A 25,595-nucleotide genomic window follows, 5' to 3' on the forward strand; every position below is an offset into this window, starting at 1 on the left:
GTGGGCGAGGGTGACGAGAGCCGGCCAGGCGGGCGCGACACCGGCGTGTGCGGCAGCGTCGGTGGGGAAACGATAGTGACGGGCTCCGGCCGCGACACGGTATTCGGCGATGCCCGTCAGGTGCGTTTCGACGCGAAGGGGCTGGTCGAGCGAGCCGAGAGCCTGTACACGGGCATCGGCGGGGATGACACGATCGAGGCGGGCGCGGGCGACAACCTCGTCCTCGGCGGCTTCGGCGGCGATACGATCACCACCGAAATCGGCGCGGACGTCATCCTGGGCGACAGCGGCGAGGTGCTCTACACGGGCGGTCGTCTCGTCCAGGCGCGCAGCCTGGATGCCGGGATCGGGGGTCGCGATGCGATCAAGGCGGGTGAGGGAGCCAACATCGTCATCGGCGGCATGGATGCCGACGTGATCGAGACCGGCTCGGGTCGCGACGTGATCCTGGGTGATAGCGGCCTCGTGCGCCGCGACGCCGACGGCCTTGCGCAGGCGGTGTCGACCGACACCGCCCTGGGCGGCGACGACACGATCCGGGCGGGTGAGGGCGACAACCTGGTCCTCGGCGGTGTTGGCGCGGACACGATCGACACCGGGGCCGGCACGGACATCGTGCTGGGCGACAGCGGTGACGCTCGGTTCGAACTCGGTGTCATCGCCTCGGTGACGACGCTCGATGCCCTCAACGGCGCGGGCGACACGATCCGGGCGGGCAACGGCGACAACCTTGTCTTCGGCGGTCTGGGCGGTGACGCGATCACCACCGGCACCGGCAACGACACCATCGTCGGCGACCAGGGCCGGGCCGGCTTCGCCGGCGGCGTCATGGTCCTGCTCGAGACGATCGACCCGAATGCGGGCGGCGACGACCAGATCGTGGCGGGCAACGGCGACAATCTCGTCCTCGGCGGGATCGGTGCGGACCGCATCGTGACGGGTACGGGTGCCGACATGATCCTCGGCGACAACGGCCGGGCGGATCTCGCCCTGGTCGCGGGTCGCGCGGTGATCCGGCGTGTGGCCTCCACGGATCCGCTCGCGGGCGGCGACGACCGCATCGAGGCGGGTGAGGGCAACGATTACGCTGCCGGCGGTACCGGTGCCGACGTGATCCTGGGCGGCGGTGGCCACGACGTGCTGTTCGGCGACCACATGCTGTACGACCGGGCTCTGCCGGTGAACCAGCGCGCGGTCTCGATCTTCACCGCAATCACCGATGGCGGCGGCAACGACACCATCGAGGGCGGCGCGGGCGACGACTTCCTCTACGGCCAGCAGGGCAACGATTGGCTCTCCGGCGGCGAGGGAGACGACGACATCACCGGCGGGCATAACGTGCTCGGCGGGGCCGACGGCGACGACCTCATCAACGGCGGCGTCGGCGCGGACGTGATCCTCGGCGACAACGGCGTCATCACCCGCAACGTGCTCGTGGACGACGTGAAGTCGGTCACGTGGCAGCGCAATCCCGGCACCTTCGCCGACACGGTGATGCGCGACGTGCTGCGCTTCGATCTCATCGACTTCGTCGGCGGCAGCGACGCGATTGCCGGCGGCGCGGGCGATGACCGGATCTTCGGTCAGATGGGCGACGATCTCATCTATGGTGAGGAAGGGGCCGACGAGATCGTGGGCGGCCTCGGCCGCGACAGGATCGATGGCGGCACCGATGTCGACTATCTCCTCGGTGACGAGGGCCGGATCGTCCGCGCCTTCACCAAGGACGGCGCGGCGGTCCTCAACAGCGACGGCACCTGGCACCGCGACGTGGTGCTGGAGGAGATCGGCACCGTCACGGCTGCCATCGCCACCGACGCGCAATCAGCCGCCGTACGCACCGCCGACCTTGCCGAGAAGCTGGCGCAGGCCGACCTCGTCCTCGCGGTGGGCGCCCGTGACGGGTCGGGCACGCGCCTGACCTCGGCCACGGGGGGAGCCTGGGCGACCTCTGCGCTGACCGTCTCGCTGGCCAGGGCCGACGACGACATCATCGCGGGCGGCGACGGCAACGACGTGCTGTTCGGTCAGCGCGGCAACGACAGCCTGTTTGGCGGGGCCGGCGACGACCTGATCTACGGCGACCGCGCCTCGAACCTTTCGGAGATCGCCTCCGACAAGCCGACCATCGTCAACGCCATCCGGCTCATCGGTGCCGCGGCGGAGACCGGCCTCGTTCTGCCGCTCGGCGGCGAGGTCGTGGTGCCGGCCCTCAACCTCCTGCCCGGCGCGTTCGGCGCCGGGGCCCCGCGGATCGAGGTATATCCCTCGATGGCGGGCGTGGTCTCCGACATCACCGGATCCGATCCGATCCGGCGCGGTGACGGCGCGAGGCTCACCGTCTACGCCTCGCTGGTTCCGAGCCTCTACGGCACCAACAACGTGCTGGCGGGCAACGACGTCATCGAGGGTGGCGCGGGCAACGACACGATCTACGGCGACAGCAGCGAGACCTACACGCTCGACGTGACGGCCTACGCCGCGCTCAACGGACAGATCGACAAGGTCTCGGCCTCGGTCTCCGCTCTGCTCGGTGTCTTCGCCACGCTCAGCCGCGGTGTCGACCTCCTGCAGGGCGGCCCGAGCCGGACGATCACCTACGGCAACGACACCATCACCGGTGGCGAGGGCGACGACGTCATCGTCGGCGATGCCGCCCGCACCATCGTGCAGGGCTCGGGGCCGCTGCGCAGCTTGTCTCTCGATGCCGCCCTCGCGCTCAGCGACGCTCTCTCCGACATGCGCTCGGTCATCACCGACCTCGCCATGACGGGCCGGGTCGCGCAGGCCGCGGTGACGGTGAAGCTGGAGACGATGGCGCAACTGCCGCTGAACCAGATCCTCGCCTACGGCCTGCCGGAGGGCATGGGGAGCAACCACGTGGTGTCGATCGGCAACGACAGCATCGATGGCGGCGCGGGCGACGACCTCGTGGCCGGCGACACCCTCGTCATGTTCCAGCCGGGGGTGGCGCGCGGCCTCGCGATCCACGATCCCGCGACCGCGGCCGGAGCGGCCCAGGTCGAGGCGGCCGTGGCGGCCCGTGCCGCCGAGCGGTTCTCCGCGATGCAGCAGCATCTGACGGCGGACTACCCGGTCGATCTGAAGTCGGTGGCCCTCCACTGGATCGTCTCCATCGCCTCGCGCGGCGACAGCTTCCTGAGCGGGAACGACCGGATCGAGGGCGGCGACGGCAACGATCTGCTGATCGGCGATACCGGCTTCATCCAGTTGCCGGCCGCCAATGCGCCGCAGAGCCAGCGCGTGACGGCCGCGACCCTCGCCGAGGATCGCAACCAGGTCGAAGCCCGCGTGCTCGGCGCTGGCGCCACCGGCCTCGACGGGGATCTCGACGCCTGGAACCGCTCGGCCTGGGACGCCCTGGCCGGGAGCGTCGTCAGCTGGCGCAACCCGCTTTACGGCGGTCTCGCCTGGAGGAGCCCGTTCGGCTTCGGCGGCCAGCAGAATCTGACCGCGGGCTACCGCGGCTGGATTGGAGCTCCGAGGGATGCTCGGCTCGACCTGCAGAGCGTGCTGTTCGACATTCGCTTCATCCTGGGCGTTCCGGACGCGGCGCAGCCGGCCTCCGGTGTCTATGCCGGCGCGATCAAGGCGGGTGAGGACATCATCTCGGGCGGTGCGGGCAACAACCGGATCTTCGGGGCGAAGGCGACGCTCGTCCCGACGGTCGATGCCAACGGTCAGATGGTCGGGCCGAATGCCTTCACGGTGCTGCTGCCCACCAACCTCGGGATGCTGCAGGGAAGCTTCACGCCGTTGATGTTCCCCAACAGCATCGGCGTGATCAACACGGCCGGCGTCGGAACGCAGTTCCTCAACTTCCACTACGGCGTCGCCGTCGCCGGGAAATGGGGTGCCACGTCGCTGGCGACCTACGGGCAGACCTACGGCGCTTCCGCTGCGAACCCGTCGGGGCTCAACGCTGCGGCGCCGCAATACGGGGTTCCGCAGGGGGCGCAGACCGGCGCGGATCAGGTCAGCGAGGGCGACAGCGGCATCAAGGTCATCGGCTTCCATAAGAAGCGGGCGATCTGGTCGTTCGATGCCGGGGTGACCCTGCCGTCCTTCTCGGCGACGGCGGCCAACACCCTGACGCCGACCTCGGTTGCCGGTCGCCCGGCCACGATCGAGGCGATCGCCCACAAGCCGCTGCTGGCCAATGAGGTGATCCGTTCCATCGAGGGCGGCAACATCGTCCTGCGCGGTGCCGACCGGCCGGCCTCCAACCCGTCGAAGTACGACACGTGGTTCTTCGACGAGGCCAAGGGCAGCTTGGTGGAGCAGGCGAAGAGCGAGGATGACATCCTCTTCCTCGCCAAGCGCTTCGGTGATCCGACGCTGCCGACGAAGTGATCGCGGCCCGCAAGGCTACCCGGCGACACCTCGAAGCCGCCGCCCGACTTTGATCGGGCGGCAGCTTCGATCATGGTCGTGGATGCAACTCGGACGGTTCGGCCAGGGCACTCACCGCCGAAACCGGTCTGAGGATCGAGGATCGCCGAAGTCCGGGCGAAGGGATGGGGCGATGCCGTTTCTGCAAACGATCTCGATCGACGCCGCAGAGGCCTCGGTCCATGCCGATGCGCTGACGCGGCTGCGGGAGGATGCGCTTCAGGCTGTTGTCATCCGCAACGTCCTGACGCCGGCCGAATGTGCGTCGATCGTCGCGGATCTCGCGGTCAACCGGCAGGGCTTCCCCACCACCTCGTTCCCGGCGCCGTTCCGGTCGCACTTCTACGGGATGAACCTGAACCTCGCGGATCCGGATCTGCGCGCCTACTTCGACATGGCGCCCGGCTTCACCCGCAGCCTCGGCGACCTGATGGCGCCATGGGGCGGGTTCGAGACCCGCATCCTCGCATTGCTCTCGCGCCTTGATGGCGGGCGGCCCTACGGCCCACCCGCCCTGCACGATGGGCGGACATACATGCCCACGACCCTGCGCTCGCACCACGAGGGCGGATACATTCCCCCGCATTTCGACAACGAGCAGAAGGACCGCCCGAGCTACCGCCACCTCGAAAGCGTGGTCGAGGGTGACATCTTCTCCTTCGTGCTGACCCTGTCCAAGGCCGAGCGCGGCGGGATGCTCGAAGTCTTCGACGCCAAGGCGGAGGCGTGGTCGGGTCGGTTCCAGAATCGCGATCGCCCGAGGGACAAGCCCGACCTCGCGCGGTTTGCCCGCCACGCCTTCGATGTCGAGGCCGGGACCATCGTGATCCTGCGTTCGGGCCGCTTCCTCCACCAGGTCACGCCGGTGGAAGGCGCTCGCCTGCGCTGGACCGCCTGCTCCTTCATGGCCCGATCCCGAATCGATGACGCCGTCCATTGCTGGGGCTAGGCGGGTGGTGCGGGTTCCTGCCTATTTCGATGCGTTCCTCGCGGCGATCGCGGAGGGGGCTGCGATCGATCATGTCCATCTCGGCCATTGGGACGAACCGGGGGCGATCGGCCCGGCCCGGGCGCGGGCGGGTTTCGTGCAGGCACAGGAACGGTTGAGCGCGGCGCTCGTCGCGTGGCTCGGCCTCGCGCCGGGCCACCGCGTGCTCGATGTCGGCTGCGGCTTCGGCGGCACCCTGCAGGCGATCCGGCGGAGCGATCCCGAGGTGGAGGTGATCGGGCTCAACCTCGATCCGCGCCAGCTCGCGATCGGACTTCGCCGGGACGACCGGCCGCGCAACGCTGCCTGGGTCGCGGGTGATGCCTGCCGCCTGCCTTTCGCGGGAGCCGCGTTCGATCGGCTCCTCTGCGTCGAGGCGGCGTTCCACTTCGCCTCCCGGCGCGCCTTTTTCAGTGAGGCGCACCGCGTGCTGACCCGGGACGGGGTTCTCGTGACGAGCGACATCGTCCTTACTCGGCCGCCGGAGCGGTTCGCGCTGTTCGCGGATGGGCTCGAAGCCGCCTTCGGCCCCTGGCCGGACAAATGGGCGGGGCTCGATGCGATCCGGCGCGATGCGGACGCCGCCGGCTTCACCTTCCGGGTCACCGACGCCACGGCGAACATCGAGCCGAGCTATCACACCATTGCCTCGGATCGGCGTGGCCAACCGACCGGTGGTGACGTCTTGCGGGAGCTGCACCGTCTCGGCTGCCTGCATTACCTCTATTGTCGCCTCGACAAGCGATGACCCGAATCGGTCCGCCCAGGCCTCAAGACGATGTGAGGGCGGGACGCGTCGATTGAATTCCTCAAGTTCTGCCGCAGCCTTAAATTCGCTTCCCTCACGCCTGATCGCATCGGGCGTCCCTCCGGTCATCGCGAAACCATGCTAGAGCCGTCCTCCCCCACGCATCGGCGTATCGCCCTCGTCTGCATGACGCCGCGCCCCGATGCGCAGGAACTCGGCGAGCTGCTGCTGCCGAGCTACGGCATCCGGCGCATCCACGCGGCTTTGCTCGGCGATCCCGATCTCGCCGACGCGACCGTGCGACTGTTCGACCGCCGCACCGCCGATATCGAGGCTTACGTCGCCGACATCCTGGAATTCGAGCCCGACCTCGTCGGCTTCTCGATCTATGTCTGGTCGGCGCCGGCGATGATCGCGGTGGCGCGGGCCCTGCGCGCACGCCGCCCCTCGCTCGCCATCGTCTTCGGCGGTCCCTCGGCGCGATCCGCCTTCTTCGATCTCGAACCGTACCGCCCGGCCCATGCCTATCTCGACGCCGTGGTCGAGGGCGACGGCGAGGAGATCATCTGCGAGATCGCGCGGCTGCCGGAGCTCGACCGGGCCGCGTGGGAGCGGGTGCGCGGGTTGACGTTGCCGACCGCAACCGACTGGCTGCGGACCGAGCGGCGCCCGCCCATCACCGCCCTCGACCGGATCGCCTCACCCTACGCACACGGGCTGATGCCGCAGGGGGGCGTCGCCTATCTGGAGAGTTTCCGTGGCTGCCCGCTCTCCTGCCGCTTCTGCGAGTGGGGCACCAAGGAGAACAGCAAGGCCTCCTTCTCGGCCGACTACATCGCCCGCGAGCTCGACGCCTTCCGCACCCTGGAGGCGCCGGCGGTGTTCCTGCTCGATGCCGGCCTCAACCTGAACATCGGCGCCTTCCGCAACCTGCGGCTCGCCAACCAACGGTCGGGCTTCCTCAAGGAGACGCTGCTCTGGGCGGAGATCTACCCGTCGATCGTGCGCGACGAGCATCTTGCCTTCATCGAGGAGATCGGCACCGCCTATCTCGGCGTCGGGATGCAGTCGATGGACCCGGCGGTGCTGCGCTTGCACGACCGCCCCTCGGATTCGCCCCGCTTCGAGGCGGCGGTGCGCGCGCTGGCCCGCGTCACCAATATCGAGCTGCAGATCATCGCGGTGCTGCCCGGCGATACGCCGGAGGGTTTCTTCCGAACCCTCGATTACGCCCTGTCGCTGCCCGCGAGCGTTCGGGTCTATCACTGCCTCGTCCTGCCCGACGCGCTGCTGACCCGCAGCCGGCCCGAGTGGAATGTCCGCTTCGACCCCCACACGCTGACGATGCGCTCCTGCGAGGGATGGAGCGAGGAGTCGGTCGCGCGCACCCGCGCGGAGCTGCGCCGCCGGGCGCTCGCCGCTGGCGGCAAGGCTGGCGAGTTCTGGTGGGCGTTCCCGCGTCAGCCCGAGCGCGTCACCCAAGCCCGCGCGTCGTGGCGGCAGGCCGCCGCGCGATGAGCGCGGCCCGCTCCGGCCTGCGCATCGCCCTGGTGGCGCAGTACCCGGAACGCGATCCGGCGATGCCGAGCTTCGTGCCCAATCTCGGCTTGCGCATGGTCGAGGCCACCCTGCGCGCCGCCGCCCTTCCCGGCCTCGTATGCCGGGTCTGGGATCTCACCGGCGGCGACGCCGAGCGGGTTGCCCGCGAAATCACCGCTTTTGACCCCGACATCGTCGGCTTCTCGGCCTATCTCTGGTCGCTGCCCTTTCTCTGCCGCGTCGCCGCGCTCATCAAGCAAGACGACCCCGCCCGGCTCGTCGTGTTCGGCGGACCTTCCGCGCGGCCGGTCATGTTCGCGCGTCCGCCGTTCTCGAACGCGGCGGACGACATCGACGTCCTCGTCATCAACGAGGGAGAGGAGACCTTCCTCGAGATTGTCTCGCTCGAACAGCGCACGCCGGACGCGCTGGGCACGCTGCGCGGCGTCGCCGTCCGGGACGGCGCGGGCTGGCGCGAGACCCCGGCGCGTCCGCTGGCCAACCTCGACAGCCTCGCCTCGCCCTACACGCTGAACCTCGTGCAGCACGGCGGCCTCGGCGTGCTGCAGACCTATCGGGGCTGCCCGTTCACCTGCTCGTTCTGTGAGTGGGGGACGATGGAATCACCCAAACGCGTGCGGGCGGTCGATCATCTGACCCAGGAGTTCGAGGCCATCGCCGGCCACGATGTCTACGCGGCGCTCCTCGTCGATGCCGGCCTGAACCTCAACCGCAACGCCTTCCTCAACCTTCGGCGCGCAGCCGATGAGAGTGGCTTCTTCGAGCGCCACGGGCTGATCTGCGAGGTCTACCCGGCGGCGGTGCGGCAGGAGCATCTCGATTTCCTCGCCACCGTCAGCAACGCCTATGTCGGCATCGGCCTGCAGAGCTTCGACAACGCGGTGCTGGCCCATGTCGATCGTACCTACGACGAGCGTCGCTTCGACGAGACCTTCGCCCGGCTCGATGCGGTGGCGAGCCTCGCCGTCGAGATCATTCTGGGATTGCCCGGCGACAACCCTGAAACCTTTCGCCGCAACTTCGAGCGCGCTCGCCGGCTCCCCTGCGCGCTCCGGGTGTATCACTGCGTCGTCCTGCCCTCGGGCCTGATGGTGCGTTCGCCCCCCGAGCATCGCCTCGAATACGACCCGGTCTCCCTGAAGATGACCGCCTGTACCGGCTGGAGCGAGGCCGCCCTCGCGGCGGAGTGCCGTTTCCTGACCCGGCAGGCCTCGCTCCAGGGCGGACGCTCGGGCGAGTTCTTCTGGACGTTCCCACCGCCCCGGTGAGACGGTGCGGCGCCTGAGCGACGTCCAAAGCCGCCATCCCGAAGGGATCAGCCGGATTTGGTATGGGGGGCGTTCAACTCACCTCGAAGCTCGTCCACAGCCCCGTGTCGAACCGCTCCAGCACGGTCGCACTGAGCAGCCATCGACCGGGATTGTCCGCGACGAAGGCGATCTGCGCGCTGCGGCCCTCGGGGATCTGCACGGTGTCGAGCCAGTAGGGCTCCCAGCCGTCATCGAGCTGGTGCAGCAGGCGGAAGACGTGGCCGTGCAGGTGCAGGCTTTGGATGAAGCCTGTGTCGTTGCGGATCGACAGCACCACGACCCCGCCGCGCTTGACCGAGAACAAGGGGGCTGCCCCTGCCGCCCCGCTCGCGCCGTTGATCTGCCAGATCTTGGCGGGATCGCCGGAATAGGGCGTCTCGGCGCCGGGCCTCGCCTTGTCGGGCCGCACGCCGCCCGTCAGCACGAGTTCGCGGCGGAGTGCGCTTTGCAGCCGGATCTCGGCCGGCAGGCGCTTGTTCTCGGGGATCGAGCCGATCGCGGCGCGGCCGGATTGCGCCAGCGGCTCGCCGGTGGCGGTCAGCGTCGCCAGCGGCAAGCCCTGGCCGATCAGTGCGGTGATGGTGCCGGCCGGTCCGGCTTGGGCCGGGAGATCGAGGAGCAGGTCGTAGCGCGTGCCCGGCGCGAAGGGGAGGGTGGCCTTCAGCGGCTCGAAGGTATCGGTCGGCTGCCCGTCCACGGCCGCGACATAAGCCTTCACATTGTCGAAGCGGATGCGCAGGCCCCGCGCGTTGCAGGCGTTGGCGAGCCGCAAGCGGAGGCGGCTGCCGGGCCGCGCGTCGAGCGCAAGCGGGATCGGCTGTCCGTTGAGCGTCACGACGCTGCCGAGCCGCCCGGCCGCTGCGGCGAAGGCGACCTGCCCGAAGGGCTGGAGCGCACCGGCCTCGTCGAGGCGCCAATCCTGCACGAGCAGGGCAAGATCCCCATCCACCGGGGGCGGGGCTGGCTCCTCCACGATCAGCATGCCGGCGATACCCCGGCCCGACGGCTCGCTCGATCCGCCGACGACGAGCGGGCGGATCAGGAAGCTGCCGGCATCCGGCGGCGTGAAGTCGTAGGTGAAGCTCGCGCCCGGCTTGATCGGCTCCTGGGTGACGCCGCCGACGCCGTCCATGGCGTTGGCGATCCGCACCCCGTGCCAATGCAGCGAGAGCGGCTTGTCGGTTCCGTTCTCGACGCGCAGGCGGATTGCTTCGCCGAGCTTGATCCGCAGGATCGGCGCCTCCGCTTCGCCCAAGCGCCATACGGCCGTCTCGGGCGCAGGATCGGGCTTCAGGCGGAGCTTGGCCGACGCGGCCTTGATCGATTTCGGCTCCGGGGGAGGGGCTTTCCCGGCGGGCGCTTGGGCCGAGGCCGTCCCTTGGGCCGAGGCCATCCCCGGCATCAGGGCGAGGGCGGCGCTGCCCGCGAGCAGATCGCGCCGTGAGAACGATCCCGGCGCGGGCTCGTCCGTCGGGTCGGGATTTCGCATGGCGTCTCGCGTCGTCGGTCGGTCGGGCTCGCGTTGTAGACAGGCTTCGTCCCAGCCGCCACCGCACGCGGCGCCCCGCAAGTTTTTTGCTGCGGCCCCGAGCCCGCGTGCTATAGACGCGCGCTTCGACGGCCCGGTATCCGGGCTCGTGTCGATGGCGCTCGCGGGCGTGGCGGAACTGGTAGACGCGCTGGATTTAGGTTCCAGTGTCGCAAGACGTGGGGGTTCGAGCCCCTCCGCCCGCACCATGTCCGTATCGGCGTCAGGAACCCGAGCGGTTCCCGCCGGAGCGCCCGCACGGGGCTTCCCTGGCGCAGCGGCACGCGAAGACGAGATTGCGGTTTTAGAAAACAGCGGACGAACGACGATGCAGGTGACCGAGACGACCTCCGAGGGGCTGAAGCGCGAGTTTCAGGTGCTCCTCCCCGCGAACGAGCTTGAGGATCGCCTCAACACCGAGCTCTCGAACATCAAGGGCAAGGTCCAGATCAAGGGCTTCCGCCCCGGCAAGGTGCCGGTCGCGCATCTGCGCAAGGTCTACGGCAAGTCGGTGATGGCCGACGTGCTGCAGAACGCCGTCAACGAGGCCAACCAGCAGATCGTCTCCGACAAGGGCCTGCGCCTCGCGCTCGAGCCGCAGATCGAGTTCCCGAAGGACGAGGAGCAGACCATCATCGAGCGCGCGCTCGATGCCAAGGGCGACCTCGCCTTCAAGGTGAAGCTCGAAGTGCTGCCGAGCTTCGAGCTCGCCGACCTCTCCGACGTGTCGATCAAGAAGCTCGTGCTCAAGCCCTCCGACGAGGAGATCAACGAGACGCTCGAGCGCATGGCCAAGGACAGCCGCTCTTTCGAGCCCCGCGAGGAGGGCGCCGAGGCGCAGTCCGGCGACCGCGTCACCATCGATTTCGTCGGCCGCATCGACGGCACCGAGTTCGAGGGCGGCAAGGGCGAGGACGTCGATCTGGAACTCGGCTCCAACACCTTCATCCCCGGCTTCGAGGACCAGCTCGTCGGGGCCAAGGTCGGCGACAGCCGCCTCGTGAAGGTCGCCTTCCCGGCCGACTATCAGGCCGAGCAGCTCGCCGGTAAGGACGCCGAGTTCGACGTGACCGTGAAGGTCGTCGCCGCCCCCGGCGAGACCCAGATCGACGACGAACTCGCCAAGCGCTTCGGCATGGACGACCTCGAGAAGCTGAAGGAGGCCGTCTCCAAGGCCGTCGGCTCCGATTACGAGGCCCAGTCCCGGCGCAAGCTCAAGAAGGAGCTTCTCGACGCGCTCGACGGCAAGTACGCCTTCGACCTGCCCCCGAGCCTCGTCCACCAGGAATTCGCCGCCGTGTGGGCGCAGGTCGAGCAGGACCTGAAGACCCGCGGCAAGACCTTCGAGGACGAGGGCACGACCGAGGAGGCGTCGCAGGCGGAGTACCGCAAGATCGCCGAGCGGCGCGTCCGCCTCGGTCTGGTGCTTGCGCAAGTCGGCGAGACCGCCGATATCAAGGTCTCGGATGACGAGGTCAATCAGGCCCTGTTCGCCCGGATCCGGCAGTTCCCGGGCCAGGAGAAGCAGGTCTACGACTTCTACCGCAACAATCCGCAGGCGCTCGCCGAGCTTCGCGCGCCGCTGTTCGAGGAGAAGGTCGTCGACCATGTCCTCGCTCAGGTCCAGGTCGTCGAGGAACCCGTCTCCAAGGAGGCGCTCTTCGCCGAAGACGACGAGGCCGACGCCGTGAACGGCGCGGCCGCGACGGACGAGAAGCCGAGCGAGTCCACCAACGAGGCGGCGGCCGACAAGGCTGCCGGCTGATCGCCGACCCACCGGCTCCGCGGCGGGCGGCGATCTTCGAGATCAGGCGGCGTTAACGCTTGCCGTGTTCGCTGTAACCATCCGGCCTCGGGCGATTCGCCCCGAGGCCGGACCCGGAGCCGAGGGCTGATATGAGAGATCCGGTCGATTACTTCCACAACTCGCTCGTGCCCATGGTGGTCGAGCAGTCGAGCCGCGGCGAGCGTGCCTTCGACATCTACTCGCGGCTTCTGCGCGAGCGGATCATCTTCCTCACCGGCCCCGTCGAAGACCAGGGCGCGTCGCTGATCGTCGCCCAGCTTCTGTTCCTGGAAGCCGAGAACCCGAAGAAGGAAATCTCCTTCTACATCAACTCGCCCGGCGGCGTGGTGACCTCGGGCCTGTCGATCTACGACACGATGCAATTCATCCGCTGCCCCGTCACGACGCTCTGCGTCGGCCAGGCCGCGTCGATGGGCTCGCTCCTGCTGGCCGCGGGTGAGGCCGGCCACCGCTTCGCCCTGCCGAACGCCCGGATCATGGTGCACCAGCCCTCCGGCGGCTTCCAGGGACAGGCGACCGACATCCTGATCCATGCCCGCGAGATCGAGGCGCTGAAGAAGCGTCTGAACGAAATCTACGTGAAGCATACCGGCCGCGACTACGAGACGATCCATCAGGCGCTCGAGCGCGACAACTTCATGACCGCCGACGCGGCCAAGGAGTTCGGCCTGATCGACGACATCCTGCACAAGCGCCCCGAGCCGGCCGCCGCCTGAGCGGGAACGGAAACCCGAGGCGCCCGGGGCACGCAGGCCCGACCATGTCGGGTCATGCGTCCTTTGGGCGCCCACCCCAGCCGATAGGTCGGTTGATCCCGAGCCGGCTGCATGATTGCATCGGGATTCGAGCGCCTCAATCCCGACGCATCCGCCCTGTGTGACTGTTTCTTTAGGCGGATGCGCTTACATCGTATGATCGACGCGCGTGCCCTCCTGGCTGGGGCCGCGCCCGCGAACCGGAGACCGACATGAGCAAGACAGGCGGCAACGACTCGAAGAGCACGCTGTACTGCTCGTTCTGCGGCAAGAGCCAGCACGAGGTTCGCAAGCTGATTGCGGGCCCGACGGTGTTCATCTGCGACGAGTGCGTCGAGCTGTGCATGGACATCATCCGCGAGGAATCGAAGTCCTCGCTGGTGAAGTCCCGCGACGGGGTGCCGACCCCGAAGGAGATCCGGCGGGTCCTCGACGACTATGTCATCGGGCAGGACTTCGCCAAGAAGGTTCTCTCGGTGGCCGTGCACAACCACTACAAGCGGCTCGCCCACGCGACGAAGCACAACGACGTCGAGCTCGCCAAGTCCAACATCATGCTGATCGGGCCGACGGGCTCGGGCAAGACGCTGCTCGCGCAGACGCTCGCCCGCATCCTCGACGTGCCCTTCACCATGGCCGACGCCACCACGTTGACCGAAGCTGGCTATGTCGGCGAGGACGTCGAGAACATCATCCTCAAGCTGCTCCAAGCCTCCGACTACAACGTCGAGCGGGCGCAGCGCGGCATCGTCTACATCGACGAGATCGACAAGATCTCCCGCAAGTCGGACAACCCCTCGATCACCCGCGACGTCTCGGGCGAGGGCGTGCAGCAGGCACTCCTGAAGATCATGGAGGGCACCGTCGCCTCCGTGCCTCCGCAGGGCGGCCGCAAGCACCCGCAGCAGGAGTTCCTGCAGGTCGACACCACGAACATCCTGTTCATCTGCGGCGGCGCCTTCGCTGGGTTGGAGCGCATCATCTCCCAGCGCGGCAAGGGTACCTCGATCGGCTTCGGCGCCAGCGTCCAGGCGCCCGACGACCGCCGCACCGGCGAGGTGTTCCGCTCGGTCGAGCCCGAGGATCTGCTGAAGTTCGGCCTCATCCCCGAGTTCGTCGGCCGTCTGCCGGTTTTGGCGACGCTGGAGGATCTCGACGAGGAGGCCCTCAAGAAGATCCTGCAGGAGCCCAAGAACGCGCTGGTCAAGCAGTACCAGCGGCTGTTCGAGATGGAGAACGTCGAGCTGACCTTCCAGGACGAGGCGCTCAGCCTCGTCGCTCGCAAGGCCATCGAGCGCAAGACCGGCGCCCGCGGCCTGCGCTCGATCCTGGAGACCATCCTCCTCGACACGATGTACGACCTGCCCGGCCTCGACTCCGTCGAGCAGGTGGTGATCGGCCCGGAGGTGGTCGAGGGCAAATCCAGGCCGCTGTTCATCCACGGCGACCGCAACAAGGAAGCCCCGGCCAGCGTCAGCGCCTGACCGGCAAACATCCGGGGCCGCACGGTTTTTGAGCCGGCGGCCCTTTTTCGTTCCGGGGGGTGCCCGCGCTTGAAAGCACCTCCCGCAACGACCATTTCAGGCGCAACGCAGGGCTCCACGCTTCATCCCCCGAAAGGTCGGGCCCGCGCCACCAGCCGCAAACTGATTATCCGCTTCCGACCCTTCGCGGCCCGGTCGGCACCTGGCAAGATGCTTGCTCGCCGTTGAGGAGCGACTGCCCGGCGTCAACACATAAGGGAAGAACCCATGACCCAGTCGAAATCGCGCCAGCCGGTCGTTCCCGGTTCGACGGGCTCCTACGCCGTCCTGCCGCTGCGCGACATCGTCGTGTTTCCGCACATGATCGTGCCCCTGTTCGTGGGCCGCGAGAAGTCGATCCGCGCGCTCGAGGAGGCGGTGCGCTCTGACCGTCACATCCTGCTCGCGACGCAGATCAATGCCAGCGACGACGATCCGGCCACCGACGCGATCTACACGATCGGTACGCTCGCCTCCGTGCTGCAGCTCCTCAAGCTGCCCGACGGCACCGTGAAGGTGCTGGTCGAGGGCGCCGGCCGTGCGCAGATCGAGTCCTTCGTGCGCTCGGACGAGTATTACGAGGCGCAGGCGCTCACGCTCACCGACGATCTCGGCGACCGCGTGGAGGCCGAGGCGCTCGCACGCTCAGTGATCTCCGAGTTCGAGAACTACGTGAAGCTCAACAAGAAGATCTCTCCCGAGGTCGTCTCCGCCGTCACGCAGATCGACGAGCCGTCCAAGCTTGCCGACACCGTCGGCTCGCACCTCGCGGTCAAGATCGCCGACAAGCAGGCGATCCTCGAGATCCCCACGGTGGCGCAGCGCCTCGAGCGCGTGCTGTCGCTGATGGAGAGCGAGATCTCCGTGTTGCAGGTGGAGAAGCGCATCCGCACCCGCGTCAAGCGGCAGATGGAGAAGACTCAGCGCGAGTACTACCTCAACGAGCAGATGAAGGCGATCCAGAAGGAACTCGGCGACGAGGACGGTCGCGACGAGCTCGCCGAACTCGAAGACAAGATCGAGAAGACCAAGCTGACGAAGGAGGCCCGCGAGAAGGCCACTGCCGAGCTGAAGAAGCTGCGTCAGATGTCGCCGATGTCGGCCGAGGCCACGGTCGTGCGCAACTACCTCGATTGGATGCTCGGCATCCCGTGGGGCAAGCGCTCGAAGATCAAGAAGGACTTGCTCGGAGCTCAACAGGTCCTCGACTCGGATCACTTCGGCCTCGACAAGGTCAAGGACCGCATCGTCGAGTACCTCGCCGTGCAGCAGCGGGCGAACAAGCTCACCGGCCCGATCCTCTGCCTCGTCGGCCCGCCCGGCGTCGGCAAGACCTCGCTCGGCAAGTCGATCGCCAAGGCCACCGGCCGCGAATTCGTGCGGATGTCGCTCGGCGGCGTGCGTGACGAGGCCGAGATCCGCGGTCATCGTCGGACCTATATCGGCTCGATGCCCGGCAAGATCGTCCAGTCGATGCGCAAGGCCAAGACCTCGAACCCGCTCATCCTGCTCGACGAGATCGACAAGATGGGCATGGATTTCCGCGGCGATCCGTCCGCGGCGCTCCTCGAGGTTCTTGATCCGGAGCAGAACGCGACCTTCAACGACCATTACCTCGAGGTCGATTACGACCTGTCGAACGTAATGTTCGTGACGACGGCGAACACGCTCAACATCCCCGGCCCCCTCATGGACCGGATGGAGGTGATCCGTATCGCCGGCTACACCGAGGAGGAAAAGCTCCAGATCGCTCGCCGCCACCTCATTCCCGAGGCGGTCAAGAAGCATGGGCTCACCCCCGACGAATGGTCGATCACCGATGACGGCCTGATGATGCTCATCCGCCGCTACACGCGGGAGGCGGGCGTCCGCAACCTGGAGCGCGAGCTCTCCAACCTGATCCGCAAGGCGGTGAAGGAGATCTTGCTCACCAAGGTGAAGCAGGTCGAGGCCAACCCCGAGACGCTTCCGGAATTCCTCGGCCCGCCGAAGTTCCGCTACGGCGAGATCGACGCGGACGATCAGGTCGGCGTGGTCACGGGTCTGGCCTGGACCGAGGTGGGCGGTGAGTTGCTGACCATCGAGGGCGTCATGATGCCCGGCAAGGGCAAGATGACGGTCACGGGCAACCTGCGCGATGTGATGAAGGAGTCGATTTCGGCGGCGGCGTCTTACGTCCGCTCGCGGGCCATCGATTTCGGCATCGAGCCGCCGCTGTTCGAGCGCCGGGACATCCACGTCCACGTTCCGGAGGGGGCGACCCCGAAGGACGGTCCGTCGGCCGGTATCGCCATGGCCACCGCGATCATCTCGACGCTCACCGGGATCCCGGTGCGCCGCGATGTGGCGATGACCGGCGAGGTGACCCTGCGTGGTCGCGTCCTGCCGATCGGCGGCCTGAAGGAGAAGCTGCTCGCCGCACTCCGCGGCGGCATCAAGACGGTGATGATCCCGGAAGAGAACGCCAAGGACATCGCCGAGGTGCCCGACAGCGTGAAGAACGGTCTGGAGATCATCCCCGTCTCGCGGATGGATCAGGTGCTGCAGCACGCCCTCGTGCGCCAGCCCGAACCCATCGAGTGGGACGAGCCGCTCCCGGCCAAGACGCCGAAGCGGGATGAGGACGGCGCGGCGGTCATCGCCCACTGATCCTCGGCTCGCAACTCACGGACGAAGCCCCCGGAGCGCTGCTCCGGGGGCTTTTTCGTGCGCTGAGTCAGGGGAAGAGCGCGAGCCCGGCCTTGCGCAGCCGCGATCCCTTCCGTAACGCTTCGCGGCGCCGGTTCGGGCGGTTAGCTCAGTTGGTAGAGCGTCTCCTTTACACGGAGAGGGTCGGGGGTTCGAGTCCCTCACCGCCCACCAATCCGGGCGCAGGATGGTTCAGAGGCGGGCGTGACGGTTCTTGCCGGCTCCGTTGGGCGTCTGCGACGGAACACCCTCGTCGAGACGTTCGTCCGCGATCGGTGAGAGCATGCTCAGTGAGTGAGCATTCCGGTCTGGTATCGAGCAGACGATCGGCATCGTCTGGCGCAGGCGAAAACGCTAAACCAATGTCCTCCTTCGCGTTCCCCGTTCAGGCGTGAGCGGGGGGCGACATGGAAGGTGGGCTGATCTGGCTCGGCCTCATCGCCGGTATCCGGGGATTAAGCGGCGTCGGCGATCTGTTTGCGGCCTGGGCGAAGGCGCGGGGGGAGCCGCGCTGAAATCTGTCGTTCCCGAGGGGAGGGGGGCGAGCCGAGCGCGTGCGCTACCGCGAAGCGAGCGCCGCCTGCCGATTGCGCGGCTCATACCGGTTCGGCGCGTCCCGTGCCGCCGCGTTGTCGTTGTCGCTGGGCTGAGGGCTCGTGTTCCCGGTCCGATCCGTCTTCTCTTTACCGCGAAGCAACAGCGGCACGATGCGTGTCGAGCGTCGGTAGATCCAGGCCTCGTGCCGGCGGCGCAGGGGGCGTCCGTACTGGACGGTTTCTTTTCCACACATGGTCATTCTTCACGGTGCCGTCTGGCTGACTAGTTCCTGACGCTAGCCGCGAACTGCCTCGGCGCATTGCCTGTACGTCCCAAAATTTACGCCGCTGCGCTTTGCCGCACGGATGCGGCGATGTCGCAACGCGGTAGGGAGTGGATTGGCTGGCGTCGAAACCCGGATCGGCATGAAGCGCCGTCAGCCGGAGAAGATTTTTTGCATCGCCGAAACGTCGATGCGGATGAATTGCCCCGGCTGAGCCGCTCAACTCTTTGGTGCAGAAGAAGGCGCATGTCAGCGCCCGCTGCGTTGCGCCGGTTCGACACGAGGGCACCGGCGCGCCGGAATGACGGATTTCCTGTTCGTTCACGACCACTTCCCGGGACCTTTCGGCTTTGTCGCCGAAGCGCTGATGGATCGAGGCCATCGCTGCGCTGCCATTGCCGGAGAGGCCGCACCGGGCTTGGCCAACTTGCCGATCCTGCGGTGGCGTCCGGGGCGCAAGGTGACGCCGGGCCTGTTCCCGCTGGCCCATCCAACCGAATCGGCATTCATCAACGCCACAGCCGCCCTGCGATGCGCGCTCGAACTGCGCAAGCATGGCTTCGATCCGGCCGTCATCGTCGGGCATCCGGGGCGCGGAGAATCGCTGCTGCTCAACCAAGTCTTTCCCCGGGCGCGTCGGCTTGCCTACGCGCCGTATTACCGGGCGGACGGGGATGCCCTCGGCTTCGATTCCGAGTGGACGCGCCCGCCCAATCTCGAGGACCGCGTGCGTGACCGCGCCGGAAATGCGGCGCTGGCCATGGCCTATGCCGAGGCCGAACGGCTGGTCTGCCCGACTGAGTTCCAGCGCAGCCTGCTGCCGGTGGGCTTGCGGGCGCAGGCCAGCGTGATCCACGAGGGGATCGACACGGACGAGGTGCGCTACGATCCCAATGCCGTCGTGCACCTGCCGAACGGACGCACGCTGACCAAGGCGCGGCCGGTCATCACCTTCATCGCCCGGCAATTGGAGCCGCTGCGCGGCTTCCCGACCTTCATGCGCGCCTTGCCGGCGCTGCTCGAAGCCGTGCCCCAGGCGGAGGTTCTGGTGGTCGGGAGCGATGGGCGCCGTGATGCCGCGGCAAAGGGGGTCCAGCCGCGGACGTGGAAGGAACGCCTGCTGGCCGAGTTGGACGGACGGCTCGATCGCGAGCGCGTTCATTTCCTCCCCCGTCTCACGCACGAGGAAATGGTTGCCGCCCTCTCGGTCGCAACGGCGCATGTCGCCTACACCTATCCCTTCTCGCTCTCGCGGGTCTTCCTGAAGGCGATGGCGTGCGAATGCCTCGTGATCGCTTCGGATACCGCGCCGGTGCGGGAGGTGGTGCGGGACGGCGTGAACGGGATCATCCGCGACTTCTTCGATGCCGACGCGCTGGCGGAGGCACTCATCGAGGCCTGCCGCGCGCCCGAACGATGGCGGCCTCTGCGGGAGGCAGCCCGGCGCACGGTGATCGAACGCTACGACCGGCGGCGTCACTGCCTGCCGACTTGGCTCGCGCTCCTGACCTATCTCGCCGACGCGCCGGCCCGTGCGTGAGCGGCGCGGGCTTGATGTATCGGACCGGATATTGGATCCCGGCTCATGCACCAAGCTTTTGGTTTTGCATCCTCTTTTTCCCGAAAGCCGAAAGCCGAAAGCCACCTTTCGGGATGATGATCTAGCGCGCCTGGAACAGGTGGAGGCTGAAGCCGCTGTCCTCGTCGACCCAGAGGCGGACCGGCTCCCAGCCCTGCGCCGAGGCGAGGGCTCGAAACGTATCCGGCGCGTATTTGTGGGAGGTGTCGGTGCGAATGGTCTCGCCCGCTGCGAAGCGGATCGTCCGGTCGCCGAGCTGGTAGGCGCCGGGCCGGGTTGCCACCAGACGGGCCTCCACCCGGAACGGCCCGTCGGCGAGCCGTGCCTCGTGGCGGAAATGGCTCCGGTCGAAATCGCTGCCCAGCTCCCGGTTCATGCGCTCGAGAAGGTTGAGGTGCAAAGCCGCCATCAGCCCGCCGGCCTCTCCGTAGGCACGGTGTAGGCGGGTCGGGTCGTGCGTCGGGTCGGCCCCGACCAGGAAGTGGCTTGCCCCCAGCGTCTCCCGCGCCCGCGCCAGGAAACCCGCCGCCTGCTGCGGCGTGAAGTTGCCGACGCTGGTGCCGGGAAAGAAGCCGAGGATCGGCGGCACGGCCGCCCCCGGCGGCAGGCGGATCGGCTTCGAGTAATCGGCGCAGACCGGCATCATCGTCACGTCCGGATAATCCGGGGCGAGGCGCGCAATCGCCGCTTCAAGATAGGCTCCCGAGATGTCGAGGGCGAGGTAAGAGGCCGGCCCCTCCAAGGCGTCGAGCAGGGTGCGGATCTTCCGGCTGGCACCGCTGCCGAATTCCACGACGCTGACGCCCGGGCCGACCAGCGCAGCCACCTCTGCCGCGACCCGCGGCAGGAGCGCCATTTCCCGCTTTGTCGGATAGTAGTCCGGATGCGCGCAGATCCGGTCGAACAGACCCGAGCCGGTCTCGTCCCAGAGGTATTTGCCGGGCAGGGTCTTCACCTCGTCCGACAGACCGGCAAGAGCGTCCCGAAGGAACTCGGCACGCTCGTCGGCCGCTGCCTCTGCCGCGGTCATCGCGGTCCGCTCGGTCGGGTCGCGGTGAGAATCACGAGCGCGATGCGCTCGGCCGCCGCATAGCCCGGATTGTCGAGTTCCTCGCCATACGCGTCCGGATCGAACTCGCGGTACGAGACATCGAGACCGGCCCGCGCGCCGATCGCGGTCGCCTCTTCCCGGAAGCCGTCATGGCCTTCGACGATGGCCGTGCCGGCGAACAGGACAAGGCTACCGCCCGGCGCCAAGCGTTCGGTCGCCGTCTCGACCACGCGCAGCGACAGCCCGGCCCCGAGCGGTCCGCCGCCGTGCCGGTAGGCCCGACCACCCGAATCCACCATGAAGGGCGGGTTCGAGACGATGAGATCGAACGCTCCCTCGACGCCGCTCAGCATGTCGCTGTGAACGGGCTGCGCGTTGCCCGCGCCCGCGAGCCAGGCATTGACGCGTGCGACGCGGAGCGCCGCCGGGTTGACGTCGATGAGAACGACCTCGGCTTCCGGCAACCGCTTGGCGACAAGGATGCCCGCTGCGCCCGAGCCGCAGCCGATATCGGCCACCCGCCGCGGTGCTGGGTGTCTGGCACTGGCCAGCTCTGCGAGATGGGCGAGGACGGCCTCGGCAAAGCGCATCGTGTCGGGGCCGAAGAACACGGCATCGGCCGCGAGCGGGGGATAGGACCCGTGCAGAAACAACGAGCCGTCGAGGCTCGACAGCCGAATCCGCGCCTTCATGAGAGGACCGTCCGGCCCCTCCGAGCGGTCGAGCACGCCCGCCCGCTCCATCAGGTCGGTCAGGTCCGCCGGGATCAGGCCCGCGCGAAACGGGCGGCTCCAGCCCAGAACGTCCCGTAGCGATCGCGCGAGGGCGTTCTCGGGCCGGGCGTTCACCCGCGCATGCGTGGCGGGCGTGACGGTGGTGAAGCGGTAGCCGGTATCCCGCACCGCGCGAGCAAGAGCGAGGAGCGCGTCCCCGCTGCCTATGTCCGGTTCCTGGGAGGCCGAGGGATGCGTTGCAACATCGGCCCCCGTCATCCTCAACCCTCCATCTGTCCGGCAAGGAAGGCACCCGAGCGCAGATCCGCCGCGACCTGTTGCGCGTCCCATTCCACGGCGTCTGCTTGACGGTGGTAGGGGCAGACCCAATCGTCCGGCACGGCCCGCCCGCTGAATTGCCGCGCGGCAGAGCGCTCGCCATGCTGCGCAAGCATCGGGTTGGCGGACCCGGCCCAGGCCACGTCCCGCTCGACGATCGAATCGCGCAGCCGGTCGTAGCGTCCTTCGGCCCGCAAGCGCTCGAACTGGTCGTGCAGGTTGAACACCAGAACCGGATGCTCGAAGCGGCGCGCCTTGCGGCTCGCGCCGGGATGCAGCCCGACGATGAAGAAGCCTTCGCCCCCGAGGCTCATCGAAAAATGCGTGTCTTCCGGGTTGGCCGACACGCGCGGATCCTGGGCATGACCTAACTCGCTGTCGCGGTCGGACAACGACTGCATCCGCCGCCAGAGTGCCGCCTCGAACGCCTCCTCTGAGAGGTGGTGGGGGCCTTCGAACACCACGGCGAAGCTCTGGAACTGGTCGCGCCGGGCGCGATAGCGGCAGATGAAGGCCAGCAGCGCCGGGTAGATCCGCGCGTCGTCGCCGTCGGAGGCGACGTCTCGGGCGACCAGCACCTTGAGCTGGCCGCGGGACAGAGCGGACTTGGCGCCGACGCAAGGGAAGGGCTGTTGGCGAATGAAGTGCCGGAACCGCTCAGCGAGCGGATGGCCGGTGTCGTCGGTAGGCAGCAGCATGACACCTCGTGGAACGCAGACAAAAGAGCGACGCGACCGAGCCTGTCGGCCCGGCACGGTGAAGATTGTGGGAGAGAAGGCGGCTGACCCACAGTCCGCCGACTCCCGGAAAAGATGAACTGCGCGGAGGAACCTCAGTCTGTGCCCATTGTTCCGCCGGGTCTGGGGATAACTAATGAGCTACGATACGGCTTCATCTATATGTTGTCTTGATCCGCCGCGGCATCGTAGCGCAGTAATCTATCCGATCGTGACCGTTTCTTGGACGCGGAACTTCAAGATTCGATCTCGTAATGGATCGGCTTGAAGGAGAAGTTGTTCGACTGCAGGGCGGAGCAGGCTGTAAGACCGATGACGAGGTCGGCCTCGGCCACGAAACTCACCCGGTCGCCGGCCCGGCTCAGCGGCGGGCGCACCGCGATCTCGCCGCTCTGCCCATCGATGGTAACGTGCATGAACACGTTGAAGGCCACCGGGATGCGGTCCGGCTCGATTCCGTAGGGCGCCAGCGCTTCGGCGAGATTGCCGAAGCAGCCCCGATGGGGGTGCTCGTCGCCGTAGATGATCCGGAAGGTGTCGGCCGAGCAGGGTGTGAGCAGGAAGTCGTGCCGGCCCACCGTGTCCTCGACGATGCGCAGGAGCACGTTGGAGCGGTTGGAGTAGATCGGGTCGCCCGTCGTCAGGAAGATGCGCGAGGCGTAGTCGATGGTGCGGCCCGAGGAGATCACCTCATCGAGGTCGTCTCGGCGGAAAGCCACGAGGTCGGCCACCTGCTCGCCCTGAGGATCGATCACGGTGAGGCGCTGGCCGCGATCCAGCGTGAAGGCCGCCCCCGAGCGCGGTGGAATCTCGTGGCGCATCGGTCGGCTCATCCGTCGTTCTCTCCTTGCAGCGGGTGAGGCCCGCGGGCTCGCGTGCCGATCCGCGGCGGCTCCAAGCTTGGCCGCCGCCGCATCACGACGGGGGATCGGACGAGACCCCCGTTGGGTTCCCGATAAATGTCGACGTCTCGAACAACGGGGCGGCACCGGAGATGCCTGCCCGTGGATGCCCGATCCGACGAACGCTCCCCCCCCGCGTGGCAAGGACAGTGGAGATCACCCTCGCCATGCCGCCGAACTCACCCTCCGAGGGCTTCTGCTCGGGGCGGTGATCACCGTCGTGTTCATGACCGCCAACCTCTATATGGGGTTGAAGACGGGCGTGACCTTCTCCACCTCGATTCCCGCGGCGATGCTGTCGATGGGGCTGCTGCGCCTGTTCGGTGGGTCCGGCATCCTCGAAAACAACATCGTCCAGACGCAAGGGTCGGCGGCCGGCACGCTGTGCAACGTCATTCTGGTCCTGCCGGGCCTCGTGCTGATCGGCCACTGGCACGGTTTCCCGTTCTGGCAGACGACGGCCGTCTGCCTCGTCGGCGGTCTGATCGGCCTCGTCTACTCGATCCCCCTCCGCCGCGCCCTGGTGATGGGCGCCGGGCTTCCGTATCCCGAGGGCACCGCCGCCGCCGAAGTGTTGCACGCGGGTGAGGCCGGCGACCGGGGTGGTCTGCGCATCCTGCTGGGCGCGGCGGGGGCGGGCGGGCTGATCGGCTTCGCCACCACCGGCTTGCGCCTCCTCGCGGACGGCCTCCACACCACCCTCGCCGTGGGACCGGCCCTGTTCCGGTTCGCCACGGGCTTCTCCCCCGCTCTCGTCGGGGTGGGGTATCTCGTCGGGCTCGGCGCCTACCTCGCCCTTCTGGCGGGCGTGGCTCTGGCTTGGGGCGCCGCGGTGCCGCTGCTCACCGCCTTCGGTGACGGGGCCGGCTCCGGCCCTGCTGAGGTGACGGCGAGAGCGGTCTGGTCGGAGAAGGTCCGTCTCATCGGTGCCGGCATCATCGCCGTTGGCGCGATCTGGACGGTCGCCACCCTCGGCCGCTCGATTCTGGGAAGCATCCGTTCCGCCTTCGGTGCCGCGCAGGGCGGTGGGCAGGCTCTGCGCCGGTTGCCGCGCCAGGAGCGCGACCTGCCGATCACCTGGGTTGCGGGCACCTCGCTCCTGCTTACGCTGCCCCTGGCTTGGCTGTTCTTGAATTTCAGCGCGGAGGCCGAACTCGGTGGTCTGCGCTTCGCGCTGGTCGCCGTCGCCACCGTCTTCACGGTCGGCTTCGGCTTCCTGATGGCGGCCGCCTGCGGCTATCTCGCGGGCCTTCTCGGCTCCTCCTCCAGCCCGATCTCCGGCATCGGCATCCTGACGACGCTCCTCGCCGCGCTGCTGCTCCCGCTGCTGCTCGGCCGATCCGCCGGGCCGGAGGGTGAGCGCTTCGTCGTCGCCGCCGTCCTGCTCCTGTCGGCCATCGTCGTCACCACCGCCTCGATCGCCAACGACAACCTTCAGGATCTCAAGACCGGCCAACTCGTCGATGCTACCCCCTGGCGCCAGCAGGTGGCGCTCGCGGCGGGCGTCGTGGTTGGCGCCCTGGTGATCGCCCCGCTCCTCGACCTTCTCTACAACGCCTACGGTTTTGTCGGCGCCCTTCCGCGCGAAGGCATGGACGAGGCCGCCGCCCTTCCGGCACCGCAGGCTGCTCTGATGACGCAGATTGCCGGCGGCATCGTGCGCAACGAGTTGCCCTGGTCGATGGTGGCGACGGGGGCGGGCCTCGGGGCGATCCTTGTCGCGGTGGAGGCGCGTCTGCACCGCAGCGGCCGTTCTTTTCCAGCGCTCACCGTCGGGATCGGCATGTACCTGCCGCTGGAGGTGGTGGTGACGATCGCCTGCGGCGGCCTCGTCGGACGCCTCGCTGAGCGCCGGCTGCGCGGGGCGGGCGACGCGGCGCGGGCCGGAGGACGCCGCCGCGGCGTGCTGCTGGCCTCGGGCTTCCTCGTGGGCGAGAGCGTCGTCGGCGTCCTGCTCGCTGCCGCCGACACGCTGAGCGGACGCGGCGGTTCCCTTGCCTTCGCGGCCGATGCGCTCGGCGGGGGAGGGCCCTGGCTCGGCCCCATCGTCTTCCTGCTGGTGCTCGCCGCCTTCTACCGCATCGCTTCGCGCACGGACGAGACGGGCCGCCGCAGCGACGCCTGACCCGTCCTC

At 68.2% G+C, this 25,595-nt stretch carries 16 protein-coding genes, 2 tRNA genes and 1 pseudogene; 13 read left to right on the forward strand and 6 right to left on the reverse strand.

Annotated elements, in window-relative coordinates; translation table 11 throughout:
* Positions 1–75 precede the first annotated feature (75 nt).
* The 5 genes from MKK50_RS21210 to MKK50_RS21230 all read left to right on the forward strand — a co-directional run bounded on the left by MKK50_RS21210 (position 76) and on the right by MKK50_RS21230 (position 8,977).
* Positions 76–4,374 carry a hypothetical protein gene (locus tag MKK50_RS21210; RefSeq protein WP_499025143.1) on the forward strand — a complete coding sequence of 1,433 codons (4,299 nt, stop codon included), beginning with the start codon at positions 76–78 and terminating at the stop codon, positions 4,372–4,374.
* A 172-nt stretch (positions 4,375–4,546) separates the two neighbouring features.
* On the forward strand, positions 4,547–5,362 hold the full coding sequence (locus tag MKK50_RS21215) for a 2OG-Fe(II) oxygenase (RefSeq protein ID WP_499025145.1): 816 nt from the start codon (positions 4,547–4,549) through the stop codon (positions 5,360–5,362).
* The gene (locus tag MKK50_RS21220; RefSeq protein WP_499025146.1) at positions 5,337–6,149 is read left to right on the forward strand and encodes a class I SAM-dependent methyltransferase; all 813 of its coding nucleotides are present in this window, start codon (positions 5,337–5,339) and stop codon (positions 6,147–6,149) included. Before MKK50_RS21215 ends, MKK50_RS21220 begins: the two co-directional genes overlap by 26 nt.
* Before the next feature lie 138 nt (positions 6,150–6,287).
* Complete coding sequence (locus MKK50_RS21225; protein WP_499025147.1) at positions 6,288–7,667, forward strand: B12-binding domain-containing radical SAM protein; 1,380 nt, start codon at positions 6,288–6,290, stop codon at positions 7,665–7,667.
* Entirely contained in the window at positions 7,664–8,977 is a 1,314-nt protein-coding gene (locus MKK50_RS21230) for a B12-binding domain-containing radical SAM protein (RefSeq protein ID WP_499025148.1), read from the forward strand. Before MKK50_RS21225 ends, MKK50_RS21230 begins: the two co-directional genes overlap by 4 nt.
* A 73-nt stretch (positions 8,978–9,050) precedes the next feature.
* Here the strand turns inward: MKK50_RS21230 and MKK50_RS21235 are convergent, their stop codons facing one another.
* Complete coding sequence (locus MKK50_RS21235) at positions 9,051–10,508, reverse strand: multicopper oxidase family protein (RefSeq protein WP_499025149.1); 1,458 nt, start codon at positions 10,506–10,508, stop codon at positions 9,051–9,053.
* A gap of 163 nt (positions 10,509–10,671) precedes the next feature.
* On the opposite strand from MKK50_RS21235, the gene MKK50_RS21240 reads away from it, so the two are divergent.
* From MKK50_RS21240 to MKK50_RS21265, 6 genes are all read left to right on the forward strand, one after another.
* Positions 10,672–10,756, forward strand: a tRNA-Leu gene (locus tag MKK50_RS21240).
* Between the two features lie 119 nt (positions 10,757–10,875).
* Entirely contained in the window at positions 10,876–12,312 is a 1,437-nt protein-coding gene (tig, locus tag MKK50_RS21245) for a trigger factor (RefSeq protein ID WP_499025150.1), read from the forward strand.
* 131 nt (positions 12,313–12,443) lie between these two features.
* On the forward strand, positions 12,444–13,070 hold the full coding sequence (locus MKK50_RS21250) for an ATP-dependent Clp protease proteolytic subunit (RefSeq protein WP_012454265.1): 627 nt from the start codon (positions 12,444–12,446) through the stop codon (positions 13,068–13,070).
* 251 nt (positions 13,071–13,321) lie between these two features.
* Positions 13,322–14,593: an ATP-dependent Clp protease ATP-binding subunit ClpX gene (gene clpX, locus MKK50_RS21255; protein ID WP_060769918.1), complete on the forward strand. Its 1,272-nt coding sequence runs from the start codon at positions 13,322–13,324 to the stop codon at positions 14,591–14,593.
* Positions 14,594–14,860: 267 nt separating this feature from the next.
* A complete protein-coding gene (lon, locus tag MKK50_RS21260; protein WP_253372355.1) occupies positions 14,861–17,281 on the forward strand; it encodes an endopeptidase La in 2,421 nt (806 codons plus the stop codon).
* A 137-nt stretch (positions 17,282–17,418) separates the two neighbouring features.
* A tRNA-Val gene (locus MKK50_RS21265) sits at positions 17,419–17,494 on the forward strand.
* 509 nt (positions 17,495–18,003) lie between these two features.
* On the opposite strand, the gene MKK50_RS21270 is transcribed toward MKK50_RS21265, so the two are convergent.
* Positions 18,004–18,522, reverse strand: coding sequence for a hypothetical protein (locus MKK50_RS21270; RefSeq protein ID WP_499025152.1), 519 nt, complete (start codon positions 18,520–18,522; stop codon positions 18,004–18,006).
* Between MKK50_RS21270 and MKK50_RS21275 the strand changes: the two genes are divergently transcribed.
* Positions 18,508–19,680, forward strand: coding sequence for a glycosyltransferase (locus MKK50_RS21275; RefSeq protein WP_499025154.1), 1,173 nt, complete (start codon positions 18,508–18,510; stop codon positions 19,678–19,680). The genes MKK50_RS21270 and MKK50_RS21275 overlap by 15 nt on opposite strands.
* Before the next feature lie 121 nt (positions 19,681–19,801).
* Here the strand turns inward: MKK50_RS21275 and egtD are convergent, their stop codons facing one another.
* The 4 genes from egtD to MKK50_RS21295 all read right to left on the reverse strand — a co-directional run bounded on the left by egtD (position 19,802) and on the right by MKK50_RS21295 (position 23,392).
* Positions 19,802–20,749 (reverse strand): L-histidine N(alpha)-methyltransferase, encoded by a 948-nt coding sequence (gene egtD / locus MKK50_RS21280; RefSeq protein WP_499025156.1) that lies wholly within the window; start codon positions 20,747–20,749, stop codon positions 19,802–19,804.
* Positions 20,746–21,762 carry a methyltransferase gene (locus MKK50_RS21285; protein ID WP_499025157.1) on the reverse strand — a complete coding sequence of 339 codons (1,017 nt, stop codon included), beginning with the start codon at positions 21,760–21,762 and terminating at the stop codon, positions 20,746–20,748. The genes egtD and MKK50_RS21285 overlap by 4 nt, the downstream gene beginning before the upstream one ends.
* 2 nt (positions 21,763–21,764) lie before the next feature.
* Positions 21,765–22,520, reverse strand: a complete 756-nt coding sequence (gene gntA, locus MKK50_RS21290) for a guanitoxin biosynthesis heme-dependent pre-guanitoxin N-hydroxylase GntA (RefSeq protein WP_499025159.1) — start codon at positions 22,518–22,520, stop codon at positions 21,765–21,767.
* Between the two features lie 275 nt (positions 22,521–22,795).
* Entirely contained in the window at positions 22,796–23,392 is a 597-nt protein-coding gene (locus tag MKK50_RS21295) for a DUF1989 domain-containing protein (protein WP_499025161.1), read from the reverse strand.
* A gap of 171 nt (positions 23,393–23,563) precedes the next feature.
* Between MKK50_RS21295 and MKK50_RS21300 the strand changes: the two are divergent.
* Positions 23,564–25,586 (forward strand): annotated as a pseudogene (locus MKK50_RS21300) (OPT family oligopeptide transporter).
* The last annotated feature ends 9 nt before the right edge of the window (positions 25,587–25,595 follow it).

Source organism: Methylobacterium sp. J-043 (assembly GCF_022829505.1).
Classification (GTDB): Bacteria; Pseudomonadota; Alphaproteobacteria; order Rhizobiales; family Beijerinckiaceae; genus Methylobacterium; species Methylobacterium extorquens_A.

Coding starts and splice junctions, on each gene's coding strand:
- MKK50_RS21295 (WP_499025161.1), bottom strand. CDS start 23,392: ATGAGCCGACCGATGCGCCACGAGATTCCACCGCGCTCGGGGGCGGCC.
- MKK50_RS21225 (WP_499025147.1), top strand. CDS start 6,288: ATGCTAGAGCCGTCCTCCCCCACGCATCGGCGTATCGCCCTCGTCTGC.
- gntA (WP_499025159.1), bottom strand. CDS start 22,520: ATGCTGCTGCCTACCGACGACACCGGCCATCCGCTCGCTGAGCGGTTC.
- MKK50_RS21235 (WP_499025149.1), bottom strand. CDS start 10,508: ATGCGAAATCCCGACCCGACGGACGAGCCCGCGCCGGGATCGTTCTCA.
- clpX (WP_060769918.1), top strand. CDS start 13,322: ATGAGCAAGACAGGCGGCAACGACTCGAAGAGCACGCTGTACTGCTCG.
- MKK50_RS21250 (WP_012454265.1), top strand. CDS start 12,444: ATGAGAGATCCGGTCGATTACTTCCACAACTCGCTCGTGCCCATGGTG.
- MKK50_RS21270 (WP_499025152.1), bottom strand. CDS start 18,522: ATGGCCTCGATCCATCAGCGCTTCGGCGACAAAGCCGAAAGGTCCCGG.
- MKK50_RS21230 (WP_499025148.1), top strand. CDS start 7,664: ATGAGCGCGGCCCGCTCCGGCCTGCGCATCGCCCTGGTGGCGCAGTAC.
- MKK50_RS21285 (WP_499025157.1), bottom strand. CDS start 21,762: ATGACGGGGGCCGATGTTGCAACGCATCCCTCGGCCTCCCAGGAACCG.
- lon (WP_253372355.1), top strand. CDS start 14,861: ATGACCCAGTCGAAATCGCGCCAGCCGGTCGTTCCCGGTTCGACGGGC.
- MKK50_RS21220 (WP_499025146.1), top strand. CDS start 5,337: ATGACGCCGTCCATTGCTGGGGCTAGGCGGGTGGTGCGGGTTCCTGCC.
- MKK50_RS21275 (WP_499025154.1), top strand. CDS start 18,508: ATGGATCGAGGCCATCGCTGCGCTGCCATTGCCGGAGAGGCCGCACCG.
- tig (WP_499025150.1), top strand. CDS start 10,876: ATGCAGGTGACCGAGACGACCTCCGAGGGGCTGAAGCGCGAGTTTCAG.
- MKK50_RS21215 (WP_499025145.1), top strand. CDS start 4,547: ATGCCGTTTCTGCAAACGATCTCGATCGACGCCGCAGAGGCCTCGGTC.
- egtD (WP_499025156.1), bottom strand. CDS start 20,749: ATGACCGCGGCAGAGGCAGCGGCCGACGAGCGTGCCGAGTTCCTTCGG.